The organism is Pseudomonas sp. fls2-241-R2A-110 (assembly GCF_030209165.1).
Taxonomy (GTDB): Bacteria; Pseudomonadota; Gammaproteobacteria; order Pseudomonadales; family Pseudomonadaceae; genus Aquipseudomonas.
Genome location: NZ_JARVSN010000002.1, coordinates 40596 through 67527, shown reverse-complemented (window position 1 = coordinate 67527; position 26932 = coordinate 40596). Strand labels below are relative to the sequence as shown.

The 26932-nt window shown below is 58.4% G+C and carries 26 protein-coding genes; 18 read left to right on the top strand and 8 right to left on the bottom strand.

Annotated elements, in window-relative coordinates:
- Positions 1 to 229: 229 nt before the first annotated feature.
- On the top strand, positions 230 to 805 hold the full coding sequence (locus QRN31_RS00700; RefSeq protein ID WP_285429508.1) for a hypothetical protein: 576 nt from the start codon (positions 230 to 232) through the stop codon (positions 803 to 805).
- Positions 806 to 986: 181 nt separating this feature from the next.
- On the opposite strand, the gene QRN31_RS00695 is transcribed toward QRN31_RS00700, so the two are convergent.
- Both QRN31_RS00695 and QRN31_RS00690 read right to left on the bottom strand, forming a co-directional pair.
- A complete protein-coding gene (locus QRN31_RS00695; protein ID WP_007898502.1) occupies positions 987 to 2204 on the bottom strand; it encodes an argininosuccinate synthase in 1218 nt (405 codons plus the stop codon).
- Positions 2205 to 2333: 129 nt separating this feature from the next.
- Positions 2334 to 3242 (bottom strand): flagellar protein MotY, encoded by a 909-nt coding sequence (locus QRN31_RS00690; RefSeq protein WP_285429507.1) that lies wholly within the window; start codon positions 3240 to 3242, stop codon positions 2334 to 2336.
- Positions 3243 to 3400: 158 nt separating this feature from the next.
- Here QRN31_RS00690 and pyrC point away from each other — a divergent pair, with 158 nt between their 5' ends.
- Both pyrC and rnt read left to right on the top strand, forming a co-directional pair.
- A complete protein-coding gene (gene pyrC, locus QRN31_RS00685) occupies positions 3401 to 4447 on the top strand; it encodes a dihydroorotase (protein ID WP_090180762.1) in 1047 nt (348 codons plus the stop codon).
- Positions 4444 to 5121 carry a ribonuclease T gene (gene rnt, locus QRN31_RS00680; RefSeq protein WP_285429506.1) on the top strand — a complete coding sequence of 226 codons (678 nt, stop codon included), beginning with the start codon at positions 4444 to 4446 and terminating at the stop codon, positions 5119 to 5121. Before pyrC ends, rnt begins: the two co-directional genes overlap by 4 nt.
- A gap of 74 nt (positions 5122 to 5195) precedes the next feature.
- Here the strand turns inward: rnt and QRN31_RS00675 are convergent, their stop codons facing one another.
- Positions 5196 to 5798 (bottom strand): peroxiredoxin, encoded by a 603-nt coding sequence (locus QRN31_RS00675; protein WP_007938920.1) that lies wholly within the window; start codon positions 5796 to 5798, stop codon positions 5196 to 5198.
- Positions 5799 to 6112: 314 nt separating this feature from the next.
- Here QRN31_RS00675 and QRN31_RS00670 point away from each other — a divergent pair, with 314 nt between their 5' ends.
- Positions 6113 to 6331: a bacterioferritin-associated ferredoxin gene (locus QRN31_RS00670; protein ID WP_090180756.1), complete on the top strand. Its 219-nt coding sequence runs from the start codon at positions 6113 to 6115 to the stop codon at positions 6329 to 6331.
- A gap of 200 nt (positions 6332 to 6531) precedes the next feature.
- The gene (gene bfr / locus QRN31_RS00665; protein ID WP_090180704.1) at positions 6532 to 7008 is read left to right on the top strand and encodes a bacterioferritin; all 477 of its coding nucleotides are present in this window, start codon (positions 6532 to 6534) and stop codon (positions 7006 to 7008) included.
- A gap of 78 nt (positions 7009 to 7086) precedes the next feature.
- Here bfr and grxD read toward each other — a convergent pair whose 3' ends face one another.
- The 3 genes from grxD to plzR all read right to left on the bottom strand — a co-directional run bounded on the left by grxD (position 7087) and on the right by plzR (position 10062).
- A complete protein-coding gene (gene grxD / locus QRN31_RS00660) occupies positions 7087 to 7428 on the bottom strand; it encodes a Grx4 family monothiol glutaredoxin (RefSeq protein ID WP_090180701.1) in 342 nt (113 codons plus the stop codon).
- A gap of 97 nt (positions 7429 to 7525) precedes the next feature.
- Positions 7526 to 9634, bottom strand: coding sequence for a molybdopterin oxidoreductase family protein (locus tag QRN31_RS00655; protein ID WP_285429505.1), 2109 nt, complete (start codon positions 9632 to 9634; stop codon positions 7526 to 7528).
- Positions 9635 to 9768: 134 nt separating this feature from the next.
- Entirely contained in the window at positions 9769 to 10062 is a 294-nt protein-coding gene (gene plzR, locus QRN31_RS00650; protein ID WP_285429504.1) for a PlzR type 4 pili assembly inhibitor, read from the bottom strand.
- 403 nt (positions 10063 to 10465) lie between these two features.
- Here plzR and argF point away from each other — a divergent pair, with 403 nt between their 5' ends.
- Both argF and QRN31_RS00640 read left to right on the top strand, forming a co-directional pair.
- Complete coding sequence (gene argF, locus QRN31_RS00645; protein WP_222588257.1) at positions 10466 to 11386, top strand: ornithine carbamoyltransferase; 921 nt, start codon at positions 10466 to 10468, stop codon at positions 11384 to 11386.
- Positions 11383 to 12492: an ABC transporter ATP-binding protein gene (locus QRN31_RS00640; RefSeq protein ID WP_285429503.1), complete on the top strand. Its 1110-nt coding sequence runs from the start codon at positions 11383 to 11385 to the stop codon at positions 12490 to 12492. The genes argF and QRN31_RS00640 overlap by 4 nt, the downstream gene beginning before the upstream one ends.
- A gap of 114 nt (positions 12493 to 12606) precedes the next feature.
- Here the strand turns inward: QRN31_RS00640 and QRN31_RS00635 are convergent, their stop codons facing one another.
- Entirely contained in the window at positions 12607 to 13389 is a 783-nt protein-coding gene (locus QRN31_RS00635) for a PhzF family phenazine biosynthesis protein (RefSeq protein WP_285429502.1), read from the bottom strand.
- 90 nt (positions 13390 to 13479) lie between these two features.
- Positions 13480 to 13950 carry a Cys-tRNA(Pro) deacylase gene (ybaK, locus tag QRN31_RS00630; protein WP_285429501.1) on the bottom strand — a complete coding sequence of 157 codons (471 nt, stop codon included), beginning with the start codon at positions 13948 to 13950 and terminating at the stop codon, positions 13480 to 13482.
- Between the two features lie 372 nt (positions 13951 to 14322).
- Between ybaK and QRN31_RS00625 the strand changes: the two genes are divergently transcribed.
- From QRN31_RS00625 to QRN31_RS00575, 11 genes are all read left to right on the top strand, one after another.
- Positions 14323 to 15174: an MIP/aquaporin family protein gene (locus QRN31_RS00625; RefSeq protein ID WP_285429654.1), complete on the top strand. Its 852-nt coding sequence runs from the start codon at positions 14323 to 14325 to the stop codon at positions 15172 to 15174.
- A gap of 75 nt (positions 15175 to 15249) precedes the next feature.
- The gene (gene glpK / locus QRN31_RS00620) at positions 15250 to 16755 is read left to right on the top strand and encodes a glycerol kinase GlpK (protein WP_285429500.1); all 1506 of its coding nucleotides are present in this window, start codon (positions 15250 to 15252) and stop codon (positions 16753 to 16755) included.
- A gap of 95 nt (positions 16756 to 16850) precedes the next feature.
- Complete coding sequence (locus tag QRN31_RS00615; protein ID WP_285429499.1) at positions 16851 to 17606, top strand: DeoR/GlpR family transcriptional regulator; 756 nt, start codon at positions 16851 to 16853, stop codon at positions 17604 to 17606.
- Between the two features lie 293 nt (positions 17607 to 17899).
- Complete coding sequence (gene glpD, locus QRN31_RS00610) at positions 17900 to 19438, top strand: glycerol-3-phosphate dehydrogenase (RefSeq protein WP_285429498.1); 1539 nt, start codon at positions 17900 to 17902, stop codon at positions 19436 to 19438.
- A gap of 447 nt (positions 19439 to 19885) precedes the next feature.
- Positions 19886 to 20800, top strand: a complete 915-nt coding sequence (locus QRN31_RS00605; protein WP_285429497.1) for a glutamate/aspartate ABC transporter substrate-binding protein — start codon at positions 19886 to 19888, stop codon at positions 20798 to 20800.
- A 192-nt stretch (positions 20801 to 20992) separates the two neighbouring features.
- The gene (locus tag QRN31_RS00600) at positions 20993 to 21739 is read left to right on the top strand and encodes an amino acid ABC transporter permease (protein ID WP_090180671.1); all 747 of its coding nucleotides are present in this window, start codon (positions 20993 to 20995) and stop codon (positions 21737 to 21739) included.
- Positions 21739 to 22410: an amino acid ABC transporter permease gene (locus QRN31_RS00595; protein WP_090180668.1), complete on the top strand. Its 672-nt coding sequence runs from the start codon at positions 21739 to 21741 to the stop codon at positions 22408 to 22410. The genes QRN31_RS00600 and QRN31_RS00595 overlap by 1 nt, the downstream gene beginning before the upstream one ends.
- Positions 22407 to 23141 carry an amino acid ABC transporter ATP-binding protein gene (locus QRN31_RS00590; protein WP_090180665.1) on the top strand — a complete coding sequence of 245 codons (735 nt, stop codon included), beginning with the start codon at positions 22407 to 22409 and terminating at the stop codon, positions 23139 to 23141. Before QRN31_RS00595 ends, QRN31_RS00590 begins: the two co-directional genes overlap by 4 nt.
- Before the next feature lie 178 nt (positions 23142 to 23319).
- Positions 23320 to 25221, top strand: coding sequence for a two-component sensor histidine kinase AauS (gene aauS / locus QRN31_RS00585; RefSeq protein ID WP_285429496.1), 1902 nt, complete (start codon positions 23320 to 23322; stop codon positions 25219 to 25221).
- Entirely contained in the window at positions 25218 to 26546 is a 1329-nt protein-coding gene (aauR, locus tag QRN31_RS00580) for a two-component response regulator AauR (RefSeq protein WP_285429495.1), read from the top strand. The genes aauS and aauR overlap by 4 nt, the downstream gene beginning before the upstream one ends.
- Positions 26546 to 26884: a GlpM family protein gene (locus tag QRN31_RS00575; RefSeq protein WP_285429494.1), complete on the top strand. Its 339-nt coding sequence runs from the start codon at positions 26546 to 26548 to the stop codon at positions 26882 to 26884. The genes aauR and QRN31_RS00575 overlap by 1 nt, the downstream gene beginning before the upstream one ends.
- The last annotated feature ends 48 nt before the right edge of the window (positions 26885 to 26932 follow it).

The following is a 26932-nucleotide window of genomic DNA, read 5'->3' as shown; positions in this document are numbered from 1 at the left end:
AAGTTCACACCAGCGCCACGCCGGAAACAAAAACAAACTCAACAATGACTAAAACAACCACCCACTCACACCTGATTTAACATGAACACAGCTACTATAACAACTTACTGAAAACCCCTATAACAAGGAGTTCCAATACACAACTAATAAACAACACAACACCAACTTACATTCCTTTAAAAAAACCTCTAAATTTTCGAGAAAAAGACATCATTCATGAGCATACGACATGATAAAACCCAAGAGAAAAATCACCAACCCCATGACTATCATTGCGATATTTGCAGCACTGTCTGAAACATCAGCTGCTGTATCACTGCCCTTTCTCGACAACAAGGAGCGAGAGATTTATATCTGGTTCCTTATCAGCTTCCCCTTTTATTTGCTCTTTCTGTTCTTTGCCACACTCAACTTCAATTACCGATCGCTTTATGCGCCCACTGACTTTGAGAAAGGAAAGCACTTCATAAAAGTCATGGGCAACGCTGATCGACCGCACAGCAGCACTTTCGAAGACCCTCCGGAACATTGGGCGAACCACTACCTGCGTTTGCCCATGCGGTCACAGGACCTGCACATCATTGATGCGCGGGTCATGTGCAGAAAAACGGAATTCAACCACCTGATGGAGAAGGTCCAGCAACAACAGGAAAAGCCTGAGCAACTGATCGTGTTTATCACCAGCGCCGACTCGGAGGCATTTTTGAAGGAAAACGCGCTCAAGCACTCGAAACAAACCCGAAAGCGTCATGCTTTCTGCATTGCTTACAATTTGAGTTCACGTGACGTGACGACGGTGGGCTGAGGATTTATTCCCACAGCAGCAGGCGATGCTCTGGAAGAGAATCGGGGAGAAACGCAGAAGGAGAGGTATGAGCAACAACGAATAGAACGATAAATCGCATGTCCGGGCAGAAAATCCCCCCCTTTCAGCAATGTGGCCTTGTCATCGACAAGGCCACATTTCTATTGCGACTTCAAAGGTCTCAGAACAGCTTCCGGCCTTTGTTTGCAGCAATGCGCATACGCAAGGCGTTGAGCTTGATGAAGCCCGCCGCGTCGGCCTGGTTGTAGGCGCCGCCGTCTTCTTCGAAGGTCGCGATGTTGGCATCGAACAACGATTCGTCGGACTTGCGGCCGGTGACGATCACATTGCCCTTGTACAACTTCAGGCGCACAACGCCGTTCACGTGAGCCTGGGACGCATCGATCATCTGTTGCAGCATCAGACGCTCAGGGCTCCACCAGTAACCGGTGTAGATCAGGCTGGCGTATTTAGGCATCAACTCGTCTTTGAGGTGAGCCACTTCACGGTCCAGGGTGATCGATTCGATCGCACGGTGAGCGCGCAGCATGATGGTGCCGCCAGGGGTTTCGTAGCAGCCACGGGACTTCATGCCCACGTAACGGTTCTCGACGATGTCGAGACGGCCGATACCGTGTTCGCCACCGATACGGTTCAGGGTCGCCAGCACGGTGGCCGGGGTCATTTCGACGCCGTCCAGTGCCACGATGTCGCCGTTGCGGTAGGTCAGTTCCAGGTACTGCGCCTTGTCTGGAGCCTTCTCCGGAGAGACGGTCCACTTCCACATGTCTTCTTCGTGCTCGGTCCAGGTGTCTTCCAGCACGCCGCCTTCATAGGAGATGTGCAGCAAGTTGGCATCCATCGAGTACGGGGATTTTTTCTTGCCGTGACGCTCGATCGGGATATTGTGCTTTTCAGCGTAATCCATCAGCTTTTCACGGGACAGCAAGTCCCATTCGCGCCACGGAGCAATCACTTTTACGCCTGGCTTCAAGGCGTAGGCACCGAGCTCGAAACGAACCTGGTCGTTGCCTTTGCCAGTGGCGCCGTGGGAAATGGCGTCAGCGCCGGTTTCGTTGGCGATTTCGATCAGGCGTTTGGCGATCAACGGACGAGCGATGGAAGTACCCAGCAGGTACTCGCCTTCGTAAACGGTGTTGGCGCGGAACATCGGGAAAACGAAATCGCGCACGAACTCTTCGCGCAAGTCGTCGATGTAGATCTCTTTGACGCCCATGGCTTGTGCCTTGGCGCGTGCAGGTTCGACCTCTTCGCCCTGACCCAGGTCAGCGGTGAAGGTCACGACTTCACAGTTATAAGTATCCTGCAGCCACTTGAGGATCACCGAAGTGTCCAGGCCGCCGGAATACGCCAGAACGACCTTGTTTACGTCCGCCATGCCATCACTCCACGGGGTTCTACGGAAAGCCGTGAAGTCTACCGGTCATACGAAATAATTTACAGAGGCGCGACAGCTTATGACGACGAAGCGACAGATTATGTCGAGCGAGCGACGATTTCAGCGGGTTCAGGAGGTCGTGGCAGCGCTGCCGGGCGTCGCGACTTGAGGCGCCACTTTATCGGTCGGGGCCACCCGTTCCAGGCGCACCGCGACCCGGCGATTCTTCGCGCGGTTGGTGGCGCTGGTGTTTGGCGCCACAGGGTAACGCTCACCGTGGAAACGCAGGGTGATCTGCGATTCCTGAATGCCATTGGCCTTGAAAAAGTCCATCACCGCCAACGCCCGACGGCGTGACAACTCACGGTTGGTCAGGCGATTGCCGCTGTTGTCGGAGTGCCCGTCGAGCTCAATGTGATTGACCGTCGGATCGGCCTTCATGAACTCCAGCATCACCTGCAACTGGGCCTTGCCCCGCGCGTCGAGGTCAACACCTTCACCCGGGAAACCGATTTCAGACTGTTTGACCTGTTCGAAATTCTTCGGCAGTAATTTTGCGACGCAACCCTGGTAGTCGTTGAAGGCTTTGCTGAACTTGACCGGCAACAGGCGCACCTCAGACACACGACCGTCGCCGGAGGAATGCCGGATGACCGGACTGCGACCGTCCATCAATCCGCTGATCAGGCGTCCGGCCTGAACTTGCGAACTGTTGAACAGCACATTGCCACTACCGATTTGCACCGACCCCAGGTTGATGTCGCCACGTCCCGGTTGCCACGGTGCAGCCGCTGCCAGAAGGGTCGCTGAACCGCCGCCGATCATCGCGTTGTAGGATTTGAGACGAAACGTCGCCTGCTCGCCAGCACGGCGCACGAACTCACCCGACCCGAAATCGGTGATCGGCTGACTCAGGCGGCATTCGAACTTGTCACCTTCGACCGTCCATTCGATGCTCTCCAGACGCGTCTGGAAAGTGAGCGCCATTGCAGGAAGGCTGGCAAACACACTGAGCAAGGCTAAATAACGCTGGCGCACGGGAGGCTCCACTGGCTTCTACAACAAAAAGACCGACACACGCATGTTTACGGCGTACTACTGGATATCGGAAGCTTCCTTCAAAACTTGATAGCGAGTGCCTGGAAGAGTCTTTTCCGGTAGCATTCCCCTCAGTTTGACCCGCCTGGAATCCCCTCATGTCCGACCGCCTGACCCTGCTGCGTCCCGACGACTGGCATATCCATCTTCGCGATGGTGCCGTGTTGACCAATACCGTTGCCGATGTTGCGCGCACCTTTGGTCGCGCCATCATCATGCCCAACCTGGTACCTCCGGTGCGTAACGCCGCTGAAGCCGATGGCTATCGACAGCGGATTCTCGCTGCACGCCCGGCTGGCAGTCGCTTCGAACCGTTGATGGTGCTGTACCTGACCGACCGTACCCAACCCGAAGAAATTCGCGAGGCCAAGGCCAGCGGTTTCGTTTACGCCGCCAAGCTGTACCCGGCCGGCGCGACCACCAATTCGGACTCTGGCGTCACCAGTATCGACAAGATCTTCCCTGCACTCGAGGCCATGGCCGAGGTCGGGATGCCCTTGCTGATTCACGGCGAAGTCACCCGTAGCGATGTCGACGTGTTCGATCGCGAAAAGCTTTTCATCGATGAGCACATGCGTCGTGTGGTCGAGCGTTTCCCGACGCTCAAAGTGGTGTTCGAACACATCACCACCGCTGACGCCGTGCAGTTCGTCAACGAGGCTTCGGCCAACGTTGGCGCAACCATCACCGCCCATCACCTGCTGTACAACCGCAACCACATGTTGGTGGGCGGGATTCGGCCGCACTTCTATTGCCTGCCGATCCTCAAGCGCAATACCCACCAGGAAGCCCTGCTCGATGCCGCCACCAGCGGCAGCGACAAGTTCTTCCTCGGCACCGACTCGGCGCCTCATGCCCAGCATGCCAAGGAAGCGGCCTGCGGCTGCGCCGGTTGCTACACGGCTTATGCCGCCATCGAGATGTACGCCGAAGCCTTCGAACAGCGCAACGCGCTGGACAAGCTCGAAGCGTTCGCCAGCCTCAACGGCCCGCGTTTCTACGGCCTGCCGGTGAACACCGATCGCATTACCCTGGTCCGCGATGAGTGGACCGCCCCAACCAGCCTGCCTTTCGGCGAGCTGACTGTCATCCCGCTGCGCGCCGGTGAAAAACTGCGCTGGCGCCTGCTGGAGGAACACGCGTGAGTGAAGACCATTTCGACGACGAACAGGACGGTCAAGGCGGTGGAGGCGGTCCTCGTCATCCAATGGCTGCCAGATTCCGTGGTTACCTGCCGGTTGTCGTCGACGTAGAAACCGGTGGCTTCAACTCGGCCACCGACGCCCTGCTGGAAATTGCTGCAACCACCATCGCCATGGACGAAAAAGGCTTTGTGTACCCCGATCACACCTATTTCTTTCGTGTAGAGCCTTTTGAAGGCGCCAACATCGAAGCGGCCGCGCTGGAATTCACCGGGATCAAACTCGATCACCCGCTGCGCATGGCCGTGAGCGAAGAAGCCGCATTGACCGATATCTTTCGAGGTATCCGCAAGGCCCTGAAAGCCAACGGCTGCAAACGGGCGATTCTGGTCGGACACAACAGCAGCTTCGATCTGGGTTTCCTGAATGCCGCGGTCACGCGCCTGGACATGAAACGCAACCCGTTCCATCCGTTCTCCAGTTTCGATACCGCGACCCTTGCCGGTCTGGCTTACGGTCAAACCGTGCTGGCCAAGGCCTGTCAGGCTGCCGACATCGATTTCGACGGTCGTGAGGCTCACTCGGCTCGCTACGACACCGAAAAGACGGCCGAGCTGTTCTGCGGCATCGTCAATCGCTGGAAGCAAATGGGCGGCTGGGAAGACTTCAACGACTGATCCTGTCGCTGAATAATCCCGCGCATAAAAAAACCGGCCACTGAGGCCGGTTTTTTTATGCCTGACGCTTGGGCTTACAGCGCCGCAGCGTGCTCGGTCAGGTAAGCAGCAACGCCTTCTGGCGAAGCGTTCATGCCCTTGTCGCCTTTTTTCCAGTTGGCAGGGCAAACTTCGCCGTGCTCTTCGTGGAATTGCAGAGCGTCGACCAGACGAATCAGCTCTTCCATGTTACGGCCCAGCGGCAGGTCGTTGATGATCTGCGAGCGGACAACGCCTTTGTCGTCGATCAGGAACGCACCACGGAAAGCTACGCCGTCAGCGGACTGCACGTCGTAAGCCTTCATGATTTCCTGCTTGATGTCAGCAGCCATGGTGTAGCGAACCTGGCCGATACCGCCATTGTTCACCGGGGTGTTGCGCCAGGCGTTGTGGGTGAAGTGCGAGTCGATCGAAACGGCGACCACTTCAACGTTACGTGCCTTGAAGTCAGCCATGCGGTTGTCCAGAGCGATCAGCTCGGACGGGCAAACGAAGGTGAAGTCCAGTGGGTAGAAGAACACCAGGCCGTATTTGCCTTTGATGGCCGAGGACAGGGTGAAGCTGTCTACGATTTCGCCATTGCCCAGTACAGCCGGCACGGTGAAGTCAGGGGCTTGTTTGCCTACGAGTACGCTCATTGAATATCTCCTGGTCTATTAACGTGAAGAACTGGGTTCGCGTCAGCCTGCCACCCTCAGGCGACAGCCCTGTGACACGACCCCCTTCGCAAGGACCGACCATCATACACGGCGTATTTGAGCTGTCCTTAACGGTTTTTCAACGCGACGGAAAAATTGCCGCTTGCCTGGATACTGGCCGATGGCCTTATCGGAAACCGTTCGTCAGTGATGCGGATTTATAACGCGAAGCTTTCAGAAAGCACTTTGACAATCATTCTCGTTAACATTAAGATCCATCGCAATTGAGTCTCAACCAGCGACGGTTTTCACTTATGTATGTTTGCCTCTGCACTGGCGTCACCGACGGTCAAATCCGCGATGCAATCTATGAAGGTTGCTGCAGCTACAAGGAAGTCCGTAACGCCACCGGGGTCGCCAGCCAATGCGGCAAATGCGCCTGCCTTGCCAAGGAAGTCGTTCGCGAAACGCTGGGCAAACTGCAATCGGCACAGGCCGCGATTCCTTATCCTGTAGAATTTACCGCTGCCTGATACCCCGAATTTCAATGAACCGGACTTGATGTCCGGTTTTTTTATGGCTGCAAATCAATCGCTTACGCGCAAGACGCGGAACACAAACATTCTTATTCCGATTAATTTTCATATAAATTTCAATTACTTAGGTTTGACACCCTTAGTTGCGCGGCTCAAACTCCGGCTTATAGACAGCTAATAAAGGGCAGGACCCCATCATGAAAGGCGACATTACAGTCATCCAGCATCTCAACAAGATCCTTGCCAATGAACTGGTCGCGATCAATCAATACTTCCTGCATGCACGCATGTATGAAGATTGGGGCCTGAACAAACTCGGCAAGCACGAGTACCACGAATCCATCGATGAGATGAAGCACGCGGACAAGCTGATCAAGCGCATCCTGTTCCTCGAGGGCCTGCCGAACGTTCAGGACCTTGGCAAGCTGCAGATCGGTGAACACACCCAGGAAATGCTTGAGTGCGACCTGCGCATCGAACGCACCGGCCATGCCGACCTTAAAGTCGCTATCGCTCATTGCGAAACCGTTGGCGACTACGGTAGCCGCGAACTGCTCGAAGACATTCTGGAATCTGAAGAAGAACATATCGACTGGCTGGAAACCCAACTGGGCCTGATCGATAAAGTCGGTCTTGAGAACTACCTGCAATCGCAGATGGGCGAAGACGAGTAAGTTTGCACCCGCTGAAATCGAGACAATAAAAAGCCCCGCACTCTTTTAAAGAGGCGGGGCTTTTTTAATGACCGGGGTTCAGGCTTCGGTCTTGCCAGCAGCTGCTTTTTCAACAGCGGCCTTGATCGTGCTCTGCAACGAACCGTCAGCAGCCATCTCAGTCATGATGTCGCTACCGCCAACCAGCTCACCACCGACCCACAATTGCGGGAAGGTTGGCCAGTTGGCATATTTTGGCAGGTTCGCGCGGATTTCCGGGTTCTGCAGGATGTCCACGTACGCAAACTTTTCACCACATGCCATCACGGCCTGCGCGGCTTTCGCGGAGAAGCCGCACTGCGGGGCATTCGGCGAACCTTTCATGTAAAGCAGAATGGTGTTGTTAGCAATCTGCTCTTTAATCGTTTCGATGATATCCATGGAGCACCTCGGCTGAACTTTCCGACTCATAGGTCGGCACGGTGGCGCATTGTAACGGAAACCCGAGCGCCATGCTCGGTCTCCCCGACAGACTCAATCAAGCCGCCACCACGGTCACCGGAACGCCGTTCAACGCCGCATTCCCCGACAACTCATCGAGCTGACACTCGTCGGTCAGGTCGTTGGCGCTGGAACCCGGCTGGCTGCTGGCGATCGTCATTTGCACGCCCGGGCGCGCATGCCCCCAACCGTGAGGAAGACTGACCACGCCTTTCATCATATCCAGGCTGGCGAGCACTTCAACTTCGATCACGCCGACCCGCGAACTGACCCGTACGCGCTGTCCGTCGCCGAGTCCGCGACTGCTCAGGTCATCCGGGTGCATCAACAATTGATGGCGCGGCTTGCCCTTCACCAAGCGGTGATAGTTGTGCATCCAGGAATTGTTGCTGCGCACATGCCGGCGGCCAATCATCAGCAATTCGTCGGCGGCCGGTGCTTGCAGCGCGGCGAAACGGGCCAGGTCGGCGAGAATAACGGCAGGCGCTGCCTGGACTCGCTGGTTGGCGGTTTTCAGACGCGGCGCCAGGTTGGACTTGAGTGCCCCCAGATCGATGCCATGCGGGTGATCGAACAGCGTCGCCAACGAAAGCTTGTGTGGCGAGGCATCGCCATAAAGCCCCATCCGCAAGCCATGATCAATCATCTGCGCGGGAGCAATGGTCGGTTTCAATTCCTTGCCGGTCTTCGCCGCGAACGCCTTGGCCAGGCCGACGAAGATTTCCCAGTCATGCAACGCGCCTTCGGGTTTGGCCAGGATCGCCCGGTTGAAGCGCGTCACGTTGCGCACCGCGAACAGGTTGAACGTGGTGTCGTAGTGATCGTTTTCCAGCGCCGAGGTCGACGGCAGGATCAGGTCGGCGTAGCGCGTGGTTTCATTGATGTAGAGGTCAACGCTGACCATGAACTCCAGCCCGTCCAGCGCCTGTTCCAATTGCCGGCCATTGGGCGTGGACAGGACAGGATTGCCGGCCACGGTGATCAGCGCACGAACCTGCCCTTCTCCGCCGGTGAGCATCTCTTCGGCCAACGCCGAGACCGGCAACTCGCCGCTGTATTCCGGACGCCCGGACACACGGCTCTGCCATCGATTGAAATGCCCACCCGAAGTCGAAGCCACCAGATCCACCGCCGGCTCGGTGCACAGTGCACCACCGACGCGGTCGAGGTTGCCGGTGACGAGGTTGATCAGTTGCACCAGCCAATGGCACAGCGTGCCGAAGGCCTGGGTCGACACACCCATGCGGCCATAACAGACCGCTGTCGGCGCCGCCGCGAAATCCCGCGCCAGTTGGCGGATCTGCTCCGCCGGCACTGCGCACAGGGGGCTCATGGTTTCGGCGGTGAACGTTGCAATCGCCTCGCGCACTTCATCCAGGCCGTCCACCGGCAGATGACTGTCGCGGGCCAGGCCTTCGGTGAACAACGTGTTGAGCAAGCCGAACAACAACGCCGCATCGCCACCGGGACGCACGAACAGATGCTGGTCGGCAATCGCCGCCGTTTCGCTGCGGCGTGGATCGACCACCACCACTTTGCCGCCCCGGGCCTGAATCGCCTTCAGGCGCTTCTCCACATCCGGCACGGTCATGATGCTGCCGTTGGACGCCAGCGGGTTGCCGCCCAGAATCAGCATGAAATCGGTGTGATCGATGTCCGGGATCGGCAACAGCAAACCGTGGCCGTACATCAAATGACTGGTCAGGTGATGAGGCAACTGATCGACCGAGGTCGCGGAAAACCGGTTGCGGGTTTTCAGCAGTCCCAGGAAGTAATTGCTGTGGGTCATCAACCCATAGTTGTGCACGCTGGGGTTGCCTTGATAGACCGCCACCGCGTTCTGCCCGTGACGCTCCTGAATCGCGCAGAGGCGTTCAGCAACCAGGTTGAACGCGTCTTCCCACTCGATAGGCTGCCATTCACTGCCGACCCGCAGCATCGGCTGGCGCAGGCGATCCGGATCATTCTGAATGTCTTGCAGGGCAACCGCTTTGGGGCAGATGTGCCCGCGGCTGAACGTATCCAGCGAATCGCCTTTGATCGAGGTGATCTGCACGCCGTTGCCGTCGATTTCGGACGTCTCGATGGTCAGGCCGCAGATGGCTTCACACAGGTGGCAGGCACGGTGATGGAGAGTCTTGGTCATGGCCAGTCTCTGTTTTGTTTTGGGCGGGCAATGTCGGCCGCGGGAACAAAACTATGGCGCCTGCCCCGCGCCTGCGCCAGCGACGTTCGTCTCGTGAATTGCTGACTATCAGGCCAGCCGATGGCCGCGCACGATCAGTTCGGCGGCAACCCGGGGGGCGGCGCCTGCAACTGGATCTCCTGAATGGTTTCGATCTGTTCCTGTGCGATATGCACGCCCGTGAGCTCACCGATCAGTCGCCAATGCTCGTCGAGCCCGGTGCTGATAGTTGCCATGCGGTCGATCATCCGTCGACCGGCAGCCTTGGTCACATCGTCGTCACTGCGCATCAATTCGAAGGACATCGACGTCATGGAGGCGGTGAGGTGAGTCAGTGAGCGGGCCGTGAGGCTCAGTAGATCCATTAACAACTGTTCTTTTGATTCCATTCCGATGCTTCCTGCGTCGCTCGTGACTTAGTTATAACCCAGCACCTTGCATTAGCAAATGTTTCAGACTGAACACATGTCTCGGCGGCGAGCGAATGCCAGGTCAAAAACCGACCGAGAAGACGCCATCCCCGCCCCACTTGATTGCCAAGCCCGTCGAGCCCGGTGTACAAATGACGGGCTGCTGTCTGGAAACCGGCTTCAAATGCGCTACTGCGGTCACCCGTAGCCCCTCTGAAATCCCCGAACACCGTAGCCTATTGGAAAAACGCGACATTTAATGTCAAGATCGCGCCTTCCCCTATTTCGTCGCCCCGTGCGGCTTACGCCGCAGGTCTCGCCCGTTTTTTTAGTTAAACAAGGCTTTGAGTATCTGCGGTCTGTTGCAAAAAGGTAGTCAATGATGAGCGCAAGGCACTTTCTCTCCCTGATGGATTGCACGCCCGAAGAGCTGGTCAGCGTGATCCGTCGAGGCGTTGAGCTCAAGGACCTGCGTAACCGCGGCGTACTGTTCGAGCCTCTGAAAAACCGCGTCCTGGGGATGATTTTCGAAAAATCCTCGACCCGCACCCGTATTTCCTTCGAAGCGGGCATGATCCAGCTCGGTGGCCAGGCTATCTTCCTGTCGCCGCGCGACACCCAGTTGGGCCGTGGCGAGCCGATCGGTGACGCCGCCATTGTCATGTCGAGCATGCTCGATGCGGTGATGATCCGCACGTTTTCCCATAGCACACTGACCGAATTCGCCGCCAATTCGCGCGTCCCGCTGATCAACGGCCTGTCCGATGACCTGCATCCGTGCCAGTTGCTGGCCGACATGCAGACGTTCCTCGAGCACCGTGGTTCGATCCAGGGCAAGACCGTGGCCTGGATCGGCGATGGCAACAACATGTGCAACAGCTATATAGAAGCGGCGATCCAGTTCGACTTCCAGTTGCGCGTTGCCTGCCCTGAAGGTTTTGAACCCAATGCGCAATTCCTGGCCAAGGCCGGCGATCGCGTGACCATCGTCCGCGATCCGCAGGATGCCGTGCGCGGCGCCCACCTGGTGAGCACTGACGTCTGGACCTCCATGGGCCAGGAAGAAGAAACCGCCAAACGCCTGAAGCTGTTCGCGCCGTACCAGGTCACCCGCGCCCTGCTCGACCTGGCCGCCGAAGACGTGCTGTTCATGCACTGCCTGCCGGCTCACCGTGGCGAGGAAATCAGCCTCGACCTGCTCGACGACAAACGCTCGGTCGCCTGGGATCAAGCAGAAAACCGCCTTCATGCACAAAAGGCCCTGCTCGAGTTTCTCGTCCCGCCTTCGTACCATCACGCATGAGCCATCCATTACTGCTCAATCTGCGCAACCTCGCCTGCGGCTATCAAGAGCAGCGGGTTGTGCAGAACCTCAACCTGAATTTGAATGCCGGCGATATCGGTTGTCTGCTCGGTTCCTCGGGCTGCGGCAAGACCACCACACTGCGGGCGATTGCCGGTTTCGAACCGGTGCACGAAGGTGAAATCACCTTGGCGGGCGAGACCCTGTCCAAACCCGGTTTCACCCTTGCCCCGGAGAAACGCCGGATTGGCATGGTGTTTCAGGACTACGCGCTGTTTCCGCATTTGAGTGTCGCCGAGAACATCGCCTTCGGGATCCGCAAGCATCCGCAAAAGGAGCGTGTCACTGAAGAATTGCTGGAACTGGTCAACCTGAAAAACCTTGGCAAGCGCTTTCCGCACGAGTTGTCCGGCGGTCAGCAGCAGCGTGTCGCATTGGCCCGCGCACTGGCGCCTGAACCGCAATTGCTGCTGCTCGACGAACCCTTCTCCAACCTCGATGGCGAACTGCGACGCAAGCTCAGCCATGAGGTGCGTGACATTCTCAAGGCCCGTGGCACCAGTGCGATTCTGGTGACCCACGATCAGGAAGAAGCCTTCGCGGTCAGCGATCATGTCGGGGTTTTCAAGGAAGGTCGCCTGGAACAATGGGACACGCCCTACAACCTGTATCACGAACCGCTGACACCCTATGTGGCGAGTTTCATTGGCCAGGGTTATTTCATCCGCGGCCAGTTGAGCAGCCCGGAGTCGGTGCAGACCGAACTGGGTGAGTTGCGCGGCAACCGAGCCTACACGTGGCCGGTAGGCGGTGCAGTGGACGTATTGCTGCGCCCGGACGATATCGTTTATGCGCCGGACAGCGCATTGAAGGCGCGGATTGTCGGCAAGTCGTTCCAGGGTGCATCGACGCTCTATCGTTTGCAGCTGCCGACCGGCGCGCAACTGGAGTCGATTTTCCCCAGCCACGCCGATCATCTGGTCGGGGCAGAAGTGGGCATTCGTGTCGCGGCTGAACATCTGGTGTTGTTCCAGGCGTCCGGCAGCACGGCCGCGCAGATTCCGACTGTAGAGTCCGGTGTCCGCCGCTACAGCACCGCCAGCTGACCAGCACAATCCCTGTGGGAGCGAGCTTGCTCGCGATAGCAATTTCACATTCAACAGAGATGTTGACTGAACCACAGCTATCGCGAGCAAGCTCGCTCCCACAGTAAGTTTTGGTCAACCGAGAATGAGCGTTCCGCTCGCAACCAGCGTTGCCTGCCCGCCAATCTTCACTCGATCCCCTTCCAGTCGACAGAACAGCTCCCCGCCTCGCTTCGAGCACTGGTAGGCGGTGAGATTCGTCTTGCCCAACCGCTTCGACCAGTACGGAATCAGACTGCAATGGGTCGAACCGGTCACCGGGTCTTCGTTGATGCCGATCGCCGGAGCAAAGTAGCGGGACACGAAATCATGCCGACTGCCCTTGGCAGTGACGATGGCGCCCGGCCACGGCAGCTTGGCCAGCGCGACCATGTCAGGCTGACAATCGAGCACAGCTTGCTCGGACTCCAGCACCACGAACAATTCATTGGAACCCAACACATCGACCACTTCGACGCCCAAGGCGCGCTCGACATCCAGGGTCACACCCACTTCTGACGGCACAATGGCCGGGAAATCCAGCCACAAGCGCCCGCCCTCACGACTCACACTCAACGGACCGGACTTGCACATGAAGTCCAGACGTTCGACCGGTTCGTTGTAGATCTCAAACAAAACATAAGCGCTCGCCAGGGTCGCATGACCGCATAGCGGCACTTCGGTGGCCGGCGTGAACCAGCGGATGTGCCAGCCCTGCCCTTCGCGCACCACGAAGGCAGTCTCGGCGAGATTGTGCTCAGCGGCGATCTTCTGCATCAACTCATCGGCGAGCCAGGCTTCGAGCCGATAGACCATCGCCGGGTTGCCACTAAATGGCCGATCGCTGAACGCGTCGACCTGATGAAACGCTAGCTGCATGACTTTCTCCTTATGTCCGGCCACCGAGGATGTCGTTGCCTGACCATTCGTACCAGTGACAGAGCGGGCAATTTTTCGTCATTCAGCGGCTCAGGCTCGGCCAATGTCGGCGAATTTCGCTTGGGTATGTTCAGCCAGCACCGCTGGCGCCAACTCGACTTCCAGCCCGCGTCGACCGGCGCTGACAAAAATGCTGGCGAAGGGCTGCGCCGAGTTGTCGATGAAGGTGCGCAGGCGCTTTTTCTGTCCCAGCGGACTGATGCCGCCCAACAGGTAACCCGTCGCGCGTTGTGCCGCGGCAGGATCAGCCATTTCAGCTTTTTTCACACCGGCCGCATGAGCCAGGTGCTTGAGATCCAGACTTCCGACGACCGGCACCACGGCCACCAGCAATTCACCTTTTTCACTGGCGGCCAACAAGGTCTTGAACACCCGTGCCGGGTCCAATCCCAGTTTTTCCGCGGCCTCCAGTCCATAGGACGCAGCCTTCGGATCATGTTCGTAACTGTGCACGCGATGTTCGGCTCGAACTTTTTTCAACAAATCCAATGCGGGGGTCATGACAACTCCAGACGGGGGCGGCTGTAGAAAAATACTGCGCTGAATTCTAGGCCATCGCTCAGTAAAAGGCTCTATTGCGCCACTCATTCATAGGCCTGGCCACATGATTTGCCGTTCATCCACGCTCAGTCCACCGCGTGAACGTTGCGATCATTCACGTGACTAATAGTTGAAATGTGACTGATGGTTCACTTTCGACCTTTGACAGCAGCGTTTCTTGTCTATATTTTTTCGTTTCTGAATACAGCACGAAATGTCTTACAGCAGCACCCGCAGCAGGCCGAGAACAGGATGGGGATTCTGCCTCGGAGGAAAACGCGCTTTGGCCATGATGAAAAAAGCGCCAGACAACAACAAAAAACGAGGTTTTCAATGACTACTGCTTTACAACAACCGTCGCTCTCCAGCCAATGCACGGCCGAGTTTCTGGGCACTGCGCTGCTGATCTTCTTCGGCACTGGTTGTGTTGCCGCGCTTAAGGTCGCGGGCGCCAGCTTTGGCTTATGGGAAATCAGCATCATCTGGGGCGTCGGCGTGAGCATGGCGATTTACCTGACTGCCGGCGTTTCCGGCGCTCACCTCAATCCAGCTGTCAGCATCGCGTTGAGCATTTTTGCCGATTTCGAAAAGCGCAAACTGCCGTTCTACATCCTCTCCCAGATTGCCGGCGCGTTCTGCGGGGCCTTTTTGGTCTATACGCTGTACAGCAACCTCTTCTTCGATTTCGAACAAACTCACCATATGGTTCGTGGCACGCAGGCCAGTCTTGAATTAGCGTCGGTGTTTTCCACCTTCCCTAACCCGGCCCTGTCCACGGCGCAGGCGTTCCTGGTCGAGGTGATCATCACGGCGATCCTGATGGGCGTGATCATGTCCCTGACCGATGACAACAACGGTCTGCCAAAGGGCCCTCTGGCACCGCTGCTGATCGGTCTGCTGATCGCAGTGATCGGCAGTTCGATGGGCCCGCTGACCGGTTTCGCCATGAACCCGGCACGGGATTTTGGTCCCAAGCTGATGACTTTCTTTACAGGCTGGGGTGAAATTTCCCTCACTGGCGGCCGCGATATTCCGTATTTCCTGATTCCGATTTTTGCACCGATTGTCGGTGCCTGCCTCGGCGCTGCCGCCTATCGCGGGCTGATTGCCCGTCATCTGCCCGGCGCCATCCCTGCTACAACGGACGCAACACCGGCCATTGACGGCAAACCAAGAACTTCTTGATACCGTAGGCGCGTGATCCTGCCCAATTGATTGCGCGCCTGATCCCTCTCCCTTTTTTCGTCCAAGGCAATCGACATGACCGACACTCAGAATAAGAACTACATCATTGCCCTCGATCAGGGTACGACCAGTTCCCGCGCGATCATTTTCGACCGCGACGCGAACGTGGTCTGCACCGCCCAACGTGAATTCGTACAGCACTATCCGCAAGCCGGCTGGGTTGAACACGACCCGATGGAAATCTTCGCTACCCAAAGCGCCGTGATGGTCGAGGCCCTGGCTCAAGCCGGCCTGCATCACGATCAGGTCGCCGCCATCGGCATCACCAACCAGCGCGAAACCACCGTGGTCTGGGACAAGACCACTGGCCGCCCGATCTATAACGCGATCGTCTGGCAGTGCCGCCGCAGCACCGAGATCTGCCAGCAGCTCAAGCGTGACGGCCACGAGCAATACATCAGCGACACCACAGGCCTGGTCACCGACCCGTACTTCTCCGGCACCAAGCTCAAGTGGATCCTCGACAATGTCGAAGGCAGCCGCGAGCGTGCGCGCAATGGCGAATTGCTGTTCGGCACCGTCGACAGCTGGCTGATCTGGAAATTTACCGGCGGCAAGGTGCACGTTACCGACTACACCAACGCCTCGCGCACCATGCTCTTCAACATCCACACCCTGGAGTGGGACGCGAAGATGCTGGAGGTGCTGGATATTCCGCGCGAAATGCTGCCGGAAGTTAAATCCTCTTCCGAAATCTATGGCCACACCAAAAGCGGTATTGCCATCGGCGGTATCGCTGGCGACCAGCAGGCCGCCCTGTTCGGCCAGATGTGCGTCGAGCCCGGCCAGGCGAAAAATACCTACGGCACCGGCTGCTTCCTACTGATGAACACCGGCGACAAGGCCGTGAAATCCAAGCACGGCATGCTGACCACCATCGCTTGCGGCCCACGTGGCGAAGTGGCTTACGCGCTCGAAGGCGCCGTGTTCAACGGTGGTTCGACCGTGCAGTGGCTGCGCGATGAACTGAAAATCATCAACGACGCCCACGACACCGAATACTTCGCCAACAAGGTCAAAGACAGCAACGGCGTTTACCTGGTGCCGGCCTTTACCGGTCTGGGCGCACCGTACTGGGACCCGTATGCCCGCGGCGCCTTGTTCGGCCTGACCCGCGGCGTACGCGTGGATCACATCATTCGCGCAGCGCTGGAATCGATTGCCTACCAGACCCGCGACGTGCTGGACGCCATGCAACAGGATTCCGGCGAACGCCTGAAATCCCTGCGCGTGGATGGCGGCGCGGTGGCGAACAACTTCCTGATGCAGTTCCAGGCCGACATCCTCGGCACACAAGTCGAACGTCCGCAAATGCGCGAGACCACAGCACTGGGCGCGGCTTACCTGGCCGGCCTGGCGTGTGGCTTCTGGGGCAGCCTGGACGAGTTGCGCGGCAAGGCGGTCATCGAGCGCGAATTCGAACCGAACCTGGACGAAACCGCCAAGGAAAAACTCTACGCCGGCTGGAAAAAAGCCGTCAGCCGCACCCGTGACTGGGAACCGCATGAGGGCGCTGAATAAGCCAAGCTGAGGACTCGTATCAGTATGTAACTGGCAGGGAGTGGATTCGTGCGGCATCATGGGCAAATTTTGCACGGCAGCCCAAAGGAAGCCCCATGAATCTGCCTCCCCGTCAGCAACAAATCCTCGAACTGGTCCGCGAACGCGGCTATGTCAGCATCGAGGAAATGGCTACGTTGTTCGTCGTTACACCGCAGACCATCCGCCGCGACATCAATCAGCTCGCGGAAGCCAATTTGCTGCGCCGCTACCATGGCGGCGCTGCCTACGATTCCAGTGTCGAAAACACCGCCTACGCCATGCGCGCCGATCAAATGCGCGATGAAAAGCAGCGTATCGGTGAAGCCGTTGCGGCCCAGATCCCTGATCACGCCTCGCTGTTCATCAACATCGGCACCACCACCGAGTCGATTGCCCGGGCGCTGCTCAATCACAATCATCTGAAAATCATCACCAACAACCTGCACGTCGCCTCGATGCTCAGCGCCAAGGACGACTTCGACGTCCTGCTGACGGGTGGCAATGTGCGGCGCGACGGTGGCGTGGTCGGTCAGGCGAGTGTCGATTTCATCAATCAGTTCAAGGTCGACTTTGCGCTGGTCGGCATCAGCGGCATCGATGAGGACGGCAGCCTGCTGGACTTCGATTATCAGGAAGTGCGGGTGTCGCAGGCGATCATCGCCAATGCACGCCAGGTCATTCTGGCAGCGGACTCCAGCAAATTCGGGCGCAACGCCATGATTCGCCTGGGGCCGATCAGCTTGATCGATTGCCTGGTGACCGATCAGCCGCCATCGCCAGCGTTGGCGCAATTGCTGAGTCAGCACAAGATTCGGCTGGAAGTCGTTTAACCCCCTCATCTCTTCGTCGTTCCTACCGACGCCATCGCGGGCAAGCCCGCTCCCACAAGGCCGCCTGGACCTGTGGGAGCGGGCTTGCCCGCGATGGCGATCGCCTGCGCAACACACTTCTTGCGCCTTATCGCGCGTTTAAATGTTCGGAAATTTTCCTTTAGCCGCCCTTCGATCAGTATTTTCAATCGAAGTTGACTGGCTGTGGGCGGCTTTATGGGCTACCATTTTCGCAAATGAACATTAATGTTCGAATTCCAATACAGAAAATCAAAAAAGCCCGAGGCCTGCCGATGCCCACTTCTACCTTGCCTACGCCCCCCCTTGCTGAGGTCTACGACATTGCCGTCATCGGTGGCGGGATCAATGGCGTGGGGATCGCAGCGGATGCCGCCGGTCGCGGTCTTTCGGTATTCCTTTGTGAAAAGGACGATCTGGCCAGCCACACTTCGTCGGCCAGCAGCAAGCTGATCCACGGCGGCTTGCGCTACCTGGAACATTACGAATTCCGTCTGGTGCGCGAAGCACTGGCCGAGCGCGAAGTGCTGCTGGCCAAGGCTCCGCACATCGTCAAGCAAATGCGTTTCGTGCTGCCGCACCGTCCGCACTTGCGCCCGGCGTGGATGATCCGCGCGGGCCTGTTCCTGTATGACAATCTAGGCAAGCGGGAAAAACTGGAAGGTTCGAAAAGCCTGAAGTTCGGTTCCGACAGCCCGCTCAAAAGCGAAATCACCAAGGGCTTCGAATATTCCGACTGCTGGGTCGACGACGCGCGCCTGGTGGTGTTGAACGCCATGGCCGCCCGCGAGAAAGGCGCCCATGTCCACACCCAGACCCGCTGCGTCAGCGCTCGTCGTATCAAGGGTCTGTGGCACCTGCACCTGGAACGCGCCGATGGCAGCCTGTTTTCGATTCGCGCCAAGGCACTGGTGAACGCGGCCGGCCCATGGGTCGCCAAGTTCATTCGTGACGACCTGAAGATGGAATCGCCGTATGGCATCCGCCTGATCCAGGGCAGCCACCTGATCGTGCCGAAGCTGTACGAAGGCGAACACGCGCACATTCTGCAAAACGAAGATCAGCGCATCGTCTTCACGATTCCGTACCTGAACCACTTCACCCTGATCGGCACCACCGACCGTGAGTACACCGGTGACCCGGCCAAAGTGGCGATTACTGAAGGCGAAACCGATTACCTGCTCAAAGTGGTCAACGCTCACTTCAAGAAGCAGATCAGCCGCGAGGATATCCTGCACAGTTACTCCGGGGTTCGCCCGCTGTGCAACGACGAATCCGACAATCCGTCGGCCGTCACCCGCGATTACACCCTGGCGCTGTCCGGCACCGGCGAAGAAGCGCCGCTGCTGTCGGTGTTCGGCGGAAAGCTGACCACTTACCGCAAACTGGCCGAGTCGGCGCTGGCTCAACTCGCTCCGTACTTCAAGCACATCAAGCCAAGCTGGACGGCCACCGCCACCCTGCCGGGCGGTGAAGACATGACCACCCCGCAGGCCTTGTGCGCCTTGATTCGCGACAAGTACGACTGGGTGCCGACCGAGATCGCCCGCCGCTGGGCCACCACCTATGGCAGCCGTACCTGGCGCATGCTCGAAGGCGTGCAGAATCTCAGCGACCTGGGCGAGCACATCGGTGGCGGTCTCTACACCCGTGAAGTCGATTACCTGTGCAGCGAAGAGTGGGCGACCACCGCGCACGACATTCTGTGGCGCCGCAGCAAGCTGGGCTTGTTCACCACCCCGGCGGAACAGCAGAAACTGGCGGATTACCTGAGCAAGGTCGAGCAGAACCGTAGCAAGATCGAAGCGGCCTGATCGGTAGCCCGGTTAAACGCAAGCCCCTGAATCTCACGATTCAGGGGCTTTTTGCATTCCCCCAGGCAAACATTTCTCTTGTGGGAGTGAGCCTGCTCGCGATAGCGGAATGTCAGTCAACACCGCTGCCGGATCTGACGACCTCATCGCGAGCAGGCTCACTCCTACAGGGATTAGGATAGGCCGGAGATTGCATTCGGTTTTCCGAACGCAACCTGTCGGTCGATTCGGTAAACCGGATTATCTTTTGGGAAAAACCCTGCCATAAATATTTATTCTTCTTATAAATCAACAGTTTGATTTGTCTCACCTGGCCTGGCACGAGTCATGCTCTACACTCTTGGACGAATGCCAGTTGCCCCCGCTCTTCAAGAGCTGCCGGTCATTCAAAGCACAAAAGGGCCGATGAACTGGCTCCATAAAAAAAACAATGTCGAGGAAAATTTGATGCGCATCGTTCCCCATCTCCTGGGCGCAGCCATTGCTGCCGCTCTGATTAGCACTCCAGTTTTCGCTGCCGAGCTCACCGGCACACTGAAGAAGATCAAAGAGTCCGGCACCATCACCCTCGGGCATCGTGACGCTTCCATTCCGTTTTCCTATATCGCGGACGCCACCGGCAAGCCGATGGGCTACTCCCACGATATCCAGATGAAAATCGTCGAAGCCATCAAGAAAGACCTGGATATGCCCAATCTCCAGGTCAAATACAACCTCGTGACTTCGCAAACCCGTATTCCGCTGGTGCAGAACGGCACCGTGGACGTCGAGTGCGGCTCCACCACCAACAACGTGGAACGTCAGCAACAAGTTGACTTCTCCGTCGGCATCTTCGAAATCGGCACCCGCCTGCTGACCAAGAAAGGCTCCGCGTACAAGGACTTCGACGACCTCAAGGGCAAGAACGTCGTGACCACCGCGGGCACCACGTCCGAGCGCATCCTCAAGTCGATGAATGCCGACAAGCAGATGGGCATGAACGTCATCTCCGCCAAAGACCACGGCGAGTCCTTCCAGATGCTGGAATCGGGTCGTGCCGTTGCGTTCATGATGGATGACGCCTTGCTGGCCGGCGAAGCAGCCAAGGCCAAGAAAGCCGATGACTGGGCGGTTACCGGTACACCTCAGTCCTACGAAATCTACGGCTGCATGGTCCGCAAGGGCGACGAACCGTTCAAGAAGGCTGTGGATGACGCGATCATCGCAACCTACAAATCGGGCGAGATCAACAAGATCTACGACAAGTGGTTCATGCAGCCAATTCCGCCAAAAGGCCTGAACCTGAACTTCCCGATGAGCGACGAGCTCAAGGCCCTGATCGCCAACCCGACCGACAAAGCGGCTGACGACAAGAAGTCCTGATTTCTGACTAACCTTATCTCCTGAAAGGGCCGCTGCCCTTTCGGGAGGTTGTCACTCCCTGCTGGCATTTTTGGAAACACTCGAATTGGTGGTTGTCGAGCCGCTCGTGTGTGCCTGATCGACTAGATCGGGCGGGAACGGAGCTTCCCCAGGCGGGCACTTGTACATCGATCGATCAGAGGGGAGACCCTAATGAATTACAACTGGGACTGGGGCGTGTTCTTCAAGTCCACCGGCGTGGGCAGCGAGACGTATCTCGACTGGTACATCTCCGGTTTGGGCTGGACCATCGCCATCGCCATCGTGGCCTGGATCATTGCCCTGACACTGGGTTCGGTTCTGGGCGTCATGCGCACCGTGCCGAATCGCATCGTATCGGGCATCGCGACCTGCTACGTCGAACTCTTCCGTAACGTGCCGCTGCTGGTTCAGCTGTTCATCTGGTACTTCCTGGTACCCGACCTGCTGCCGCAAAACCTGCAGGACTGGTACAAACAGGACCTCAACCCGACCACTTCGGCTTTCCTCAGCGTCGTCGTCTGCCTGGGCCTGTTCACCACTGCTCGCGTTTGTGAACAAGTGCGCACCGGTATCCAGGCCCTGCCCAAAGGCCAGGAGTCCGCGGCTCGCGCCATGGGTTTCAAGCTGCCGCAGATCTACTGGAACGTGCTGCTGCCCCAGGCCTACCGAATCATCATTCCGCCGCTCACCTCGGAATTTCTCAACGTGTTCAAGAACACGTCCGTGGCCTCGCTGATCGGCCTGATGGAGTTGCTCGCGCAGACCAAACAGACCGCCGAGTTCTCTGCCAACCTGTTCGAGGCGTTCACCCTGGCGACCCTGATCTATTTCACCCTGAACATGAGCCTGATGCTGCTGATGCGCCTGGTCGAGAAGAAAGTCGCCGTACCGGGCCTGATCTCCGTAGGGGGTAAATGATGGAATTCGACTTTTCGGGCATCATCCCGTCCCTGCCGGGTTTGTGGAACGGCATGGTCATGACCCTGCAGCTGATGGCCATGGGCGTGATCGGCGGGATCATCCTCGGCACCATCCTGGCGCTGTGCCGTCTGTCCCACAGCAAACTGCTGTCGAACCTTGCCGGCGCCTACGTCAACTACTTCCGTTCCATCCCGCTGCTGCTGGTCATCACCTGGTTCTACCTGGCGGTGCCGTTCGTGCTGCGCTGGATCACCGGCGAAGACACTCCGATCGGTGCGTTCGCGTCCTGCATCGTGGCCTTCATGATGTTCGAAGCGGCGTACTTCTGCGAAATCGTCCGGGCCGGCGTGCAGTCGATTCCCAAGGGCCAGATGGGTGCCGCCCAGGCGCTGGGCATGACCTATGGCCAGATGATGCGTTTGATCATCCTGCCGCAAGCGTTCCGCAAGATGACCCCGCTGTTGCTGCAACAGAGCATCATCCTGTTCCAGGACACGTCGCTGGTCTATGCGGTCGGCCTGGTGGACTTCCTCAATGCTTCACGTGCCAGTGGCGACATCATCGGCCGCTCCAATGAGTTCCTGATCTTCGCCGGTTTCACATACTTCATCATCAGCTTTGCCGCCTCGCAGCTGGTCAAGCGTCTGCAAAAAAGGTTCGCCGTATGATCTCTATCAAGAACGTCAACAAGTGGTATGGGGACTTCCAGGTACTGACTGATTGCAGCACCGAGGTCAAAAAAGGCGAGGTGATTGTGGTGTGCGGGCCGTCCGGTTCCGGTAAATCCACGCTGATCAAATGCGTCAACGCCCTGGAACCGTTCCAGAAAGGTGACATCGTGGTCGACGGCACCTCCATCGCCGACCCGAAGACCAACCTGCCGAAACTGCGTTCGCGCGTGGGCATGGTGTTCCAGCATTTCGAACTGTTCCCGCACCTTACCATCACCGAAAACCTGACCATCGCGCAGATCAAGGTGTTGGGCCGCAGCAAGGAAGAAGCCACCAAGAAAGGCCTGCAACTGCTTGAACGCGTCGGGCTGTCTGCCCATGCACACAAGCATCCGGGCCAGCTTTCCGGTGGTCAGCAACAGCGTGTGGCGATTGCCCGTGCGCTGGCGATGGACCCGATCGTCATGCTGTTCGACGAACCGACCTCGGCGCTGGACCCGGAAATGGTCAACGAAGTGCTCGACGTGATGGTGCAACTGGCCCACGAAGGCATGACCATGATGTGCGTAACCCACGAAATGGGCTTCGCCCGTAAAGTGGCCGACCGGGTGATCTTCATGGACGCAGGCAAAATCATCGAAGACTGCAAGAAAGAAGAGTTCTTCGGCGATATCACTGCCCGTGCCGAACGGACACAGCATTTCCTCAACAAGATTCTGCAGCACTGAGTAGCGAACGCTCGCTCGATACCACACAAATCACCTGTGGGAGCGAGCTTGCTCGCGATGGCGGACTGACATTCAACATCAATGTTGGCTGGACTGACCTTATCGCGAGCAAGCTCGCTCCCACAGGGGACGGTGGTGGTTCGAGATCAAGTGTTGTGGTTGACCCAAGGCATCTGTGATGAAATGCGACCCCACTCTCTATCGCGCAGCGCCGCCATCACTCGCCGTGAAACCCCGTCTGATTCGCCAGTTGTGCCTGCCGCCGCTGATCATCGCCCTGATGATCGGACTGGGTTACATCGGCTTCTGGGTCAGTGAACACTACGGAATCCGTAGCCTCAGCGAGAACGGTCAGCGTCAGCTCGAACTGCACGCCCGTGCCGTCGAGAGCGAGATCAGCAAATACACCTACCTGCCCAGCCTGCTGGAACTCGAATCCAGCGTTTCAACGCTGCTGGCCGACCCAACGCCGGAACACCGGCAAACGGTCAATGATTACCTTGAAGGCCTGAACCGGCGCAGTCGCAGTCGGGCTATCTATGTGATGGACACCACCGGCCGCGTGATGGCCACCAGCAACTGGCGCGATGTCGACAGTTACCTGGGTGAAGACCTGTCCTTTCGCGCCTATTTCCAGAACGCCGTGCGCGGTCAGCCGGGGCGCTTCTACGGCATCGGCAGCACCAGCGGCGAACCCGGTTACTACCTGGCCCACGGCCTGGAAGAACACGGCAAGATCATCGGCGTCGCGGTGGTCAAAGTGCGCCTCGAAGCCATGGAAGAACGCTGGCAACGCGCACGCCTGGAAGCCTTCGTCAGTGACGAGAACGGCATCATCATTCTTTCCAGCGATCCGGCACGGCGTTTGAAATCAGTCGTGCCGCTGAGCGATGAAACCAAGGAAAAACTCGCCCGCAGCCTTCAGTACTACTGGTACCCGCTGAACGAGCTGCAACCGCTGGCTCGGGAAAAACTGGCCGAAGGCGAGGAAAAACTGACCTTCCCCGCCAACAGCGAAGTGGAATCCGATCAAGAGGACATCAGCTACCTCTCGCAAACCCGCCCCTTGAGTGACACGCCCTGGAATTTCACCCTGCTCACGCCGCTACAGGATTTGCGCCGCGAAGCGATCAATCAGGGGATTCTGGTGGCGGTCGCATTTGCCCTGGTGGCGTTCCTGCTGATCGCCTGGAACGAGCGGCGCAAGGTCATTGCCACCCGCCTCGCGGCCCGGGAAGCCTTGCAGGAAGCCAACAATCAACTGGAGCGTCGGATTACCGAACGCACCACCGACCTGCGCGCCAGCAACGAACGGCTCAAGAGCCAGATCCGCGAACGGCGACAGGCCGAAGAAACGCTGCGTCGCGCCCAGGATGAACTGGTGCAGGCTGGAAAACTCGCGGCCATCGGCCAGATGTCGACCAGCATCGCCCACGAATTGAATCAGCCGCTGGCGGCGTTGCGCACGTTGTCCGGCAACACGGTGCGCTTTCTGGAGCGCGGTCAACTGGACGTCGCCAGCACCAACCTCAAGACCATCAACGAATTGATCGACCGCATGGGCCGAATCACCGCCAGCCTGCGTTCCTTTGCCCGCCGTGGCGACGACAAGGGCCAGGCTTGCCTGGGCAAAGCGGTGGACGCGGCGCTACAACTGCTCGGCGGCCGCATGGAAAGTGCACCTGTGCAAGTGCACCGCGAATTCGACGATGTGCAGGTGTGCATCGACCAGACTCGCCTGGAGCAGATCCTGGTCAACCTGATCGGCAACGCCTTCGACGCCATGCAGGCCCAACCGCTGCCGGAATTGTGGCTGGAAGGCGAAGAATTCGATGGTAAATACCGCCTGCGCGTTCGCGACAACGGCCACGGTATCGACGCCGAAGCGCGCAAGCATTTGTTCGAACCGTTCTTTACCACCAAACCCGGTGAACAGGGCCTGGGCCTCGGCCTGACCCTGTCCGCCAGCCTGGCCGCCGCCACTGGCGGGCACCTGGGTGTCGAACACCCGGCCAGCGGTGGTACCACCTTCGTCCTCAGTTTACCGTTGGTAAGCCCCACTCCCGCCGAGCCAATATGAACAACGACCTTAGTGTGCTGATCGTCGAAGACGACCCCCATGTGCTGCTCGGCTGCCAACAGGCGCTGACCCTCGAAGACATTCCCTGCGTGGGCGTGGGCAGCGCCGAAGAAGCGCTGGAGCGGGTCGGCGACAACTTTGCCGGCATCGTCATCAGCGACATCCGCCTGCCGGGCATCGACGGCCTGGAACTGCTGACCCGGCTCAAGGCCCGTGATCGCAGCCTGCCGGTGGTGCTGATCACCGGCCACGGCGATATCTCCATGGCGGTGGGCGCGATGCAGAAAGGCGCCTATGACTTCATGGAGAAACCCTTCTCCCCGGAACGTCTGGTGGATGTGGCACGCCGCGCACTGGAGCAACGCAGCCTGGCGCGGGAAGTATCGTCGCTGCGTCGCCAACTGGCGGAGCGCGATTCCCTGGAAGGCCGGATCATCGGCCGTTCGCCCGCCATGCAGAACTTGCGGGAACTGATCGCCAACGTCGCCGATACGTCGGCCAACGTGCTGATCGAGGGCGAGACCGGCACCGGCAAGGAACTGGTTGCGCGCTGCCTGCATGACTTCAGCCGTCGCCACGCCAAGCAGTTCGTTGCGCTCAACTGCGGCGGCTTGCCGGAGAACCTGTTCGAAAGCGAAATCTTCGGCCATGAAGCCAACGCCTTCACCGGCGCCGGAAAACGGCGGATCGGCAAGATCGAACACGCCGACGGCGGCACGCTGTTCCTCGACGAAGTGGAAAGCATGCCCCTGCCCTTGCAGATCAAACTGCTGCGGGTGTTGCAGGAACGCACCCTGGAACGCCTTGGTTCGAACCAGAGCGTGGCGGTGGATTGCCGGGTGATCGCGGCGACCAAGTCCGACCTTGACCAGTCAAGCAAAGCGGGCGAATTCCGCAGCGACCTGTATTACCGCCTGAACGTGGTGACCCTTGAACTGCCGCCCTTGCGCGAACGGCGCGAGGATATCCTGCAACTGTTCGAGCACTTCCTGCAGCAGTCGTCCCTGCGCTTCGACCGCGCGGTGCCGGAGCTGGACAACCAGACGCTGTCGAACCTGATGAGCCACGACTGGCCGGGCAACGTACGGGAATTGCGCAACGTCGCCGAACGGTTTGCCCTTGGCCTGCCAGCCTTCAAGAAGTCCGGTGCCAGCGGCAGCAATCAGGGCCTGGGCTTCGCTGAAGCGGTGGAAGCGTTTGAACGTAATCTGCTCAGCGATGCATTACAACGCAGCGGCGGCAACCTGACCCAGGCCAGCCTGGAACTGGGCATGGCCAAGACCACACTGTTCGATAAAGTCAAAAAATACGGGTTGAGCCACTGATGGATCTGCTTCTCAAAGCCGCGCTGGGTGCGGCGGTCGTGGTCATTCTGGCGGCGCTGGCCAAGACCCGGAACTATTACATCGCAGGGCTGGTGCCGCTGTTTCCGACCTTTGCGCTGATCGCGCATTACATCGTCGGCAAGGGCCGCTCGCTGGATGACCTGAAGACCACCATCGTGTTCGGGATGTGGTCGATCATTCCGTACTTCGTGTATTTGGCGACGCTGTATGTGATGGTCGACCGCATGCGGCTGGAAGCTTCGCTGGCGGTGGCGGCGGTGGCGTGGTTGATGGCGGCCACTGTGCTCGTTTCAGTCTGGGTTCGCCTTCACGCCTGAGTAACGCCAATCCCCCTGTGGGAGCGGGCTTGCTCGCGAAGGCGTCGT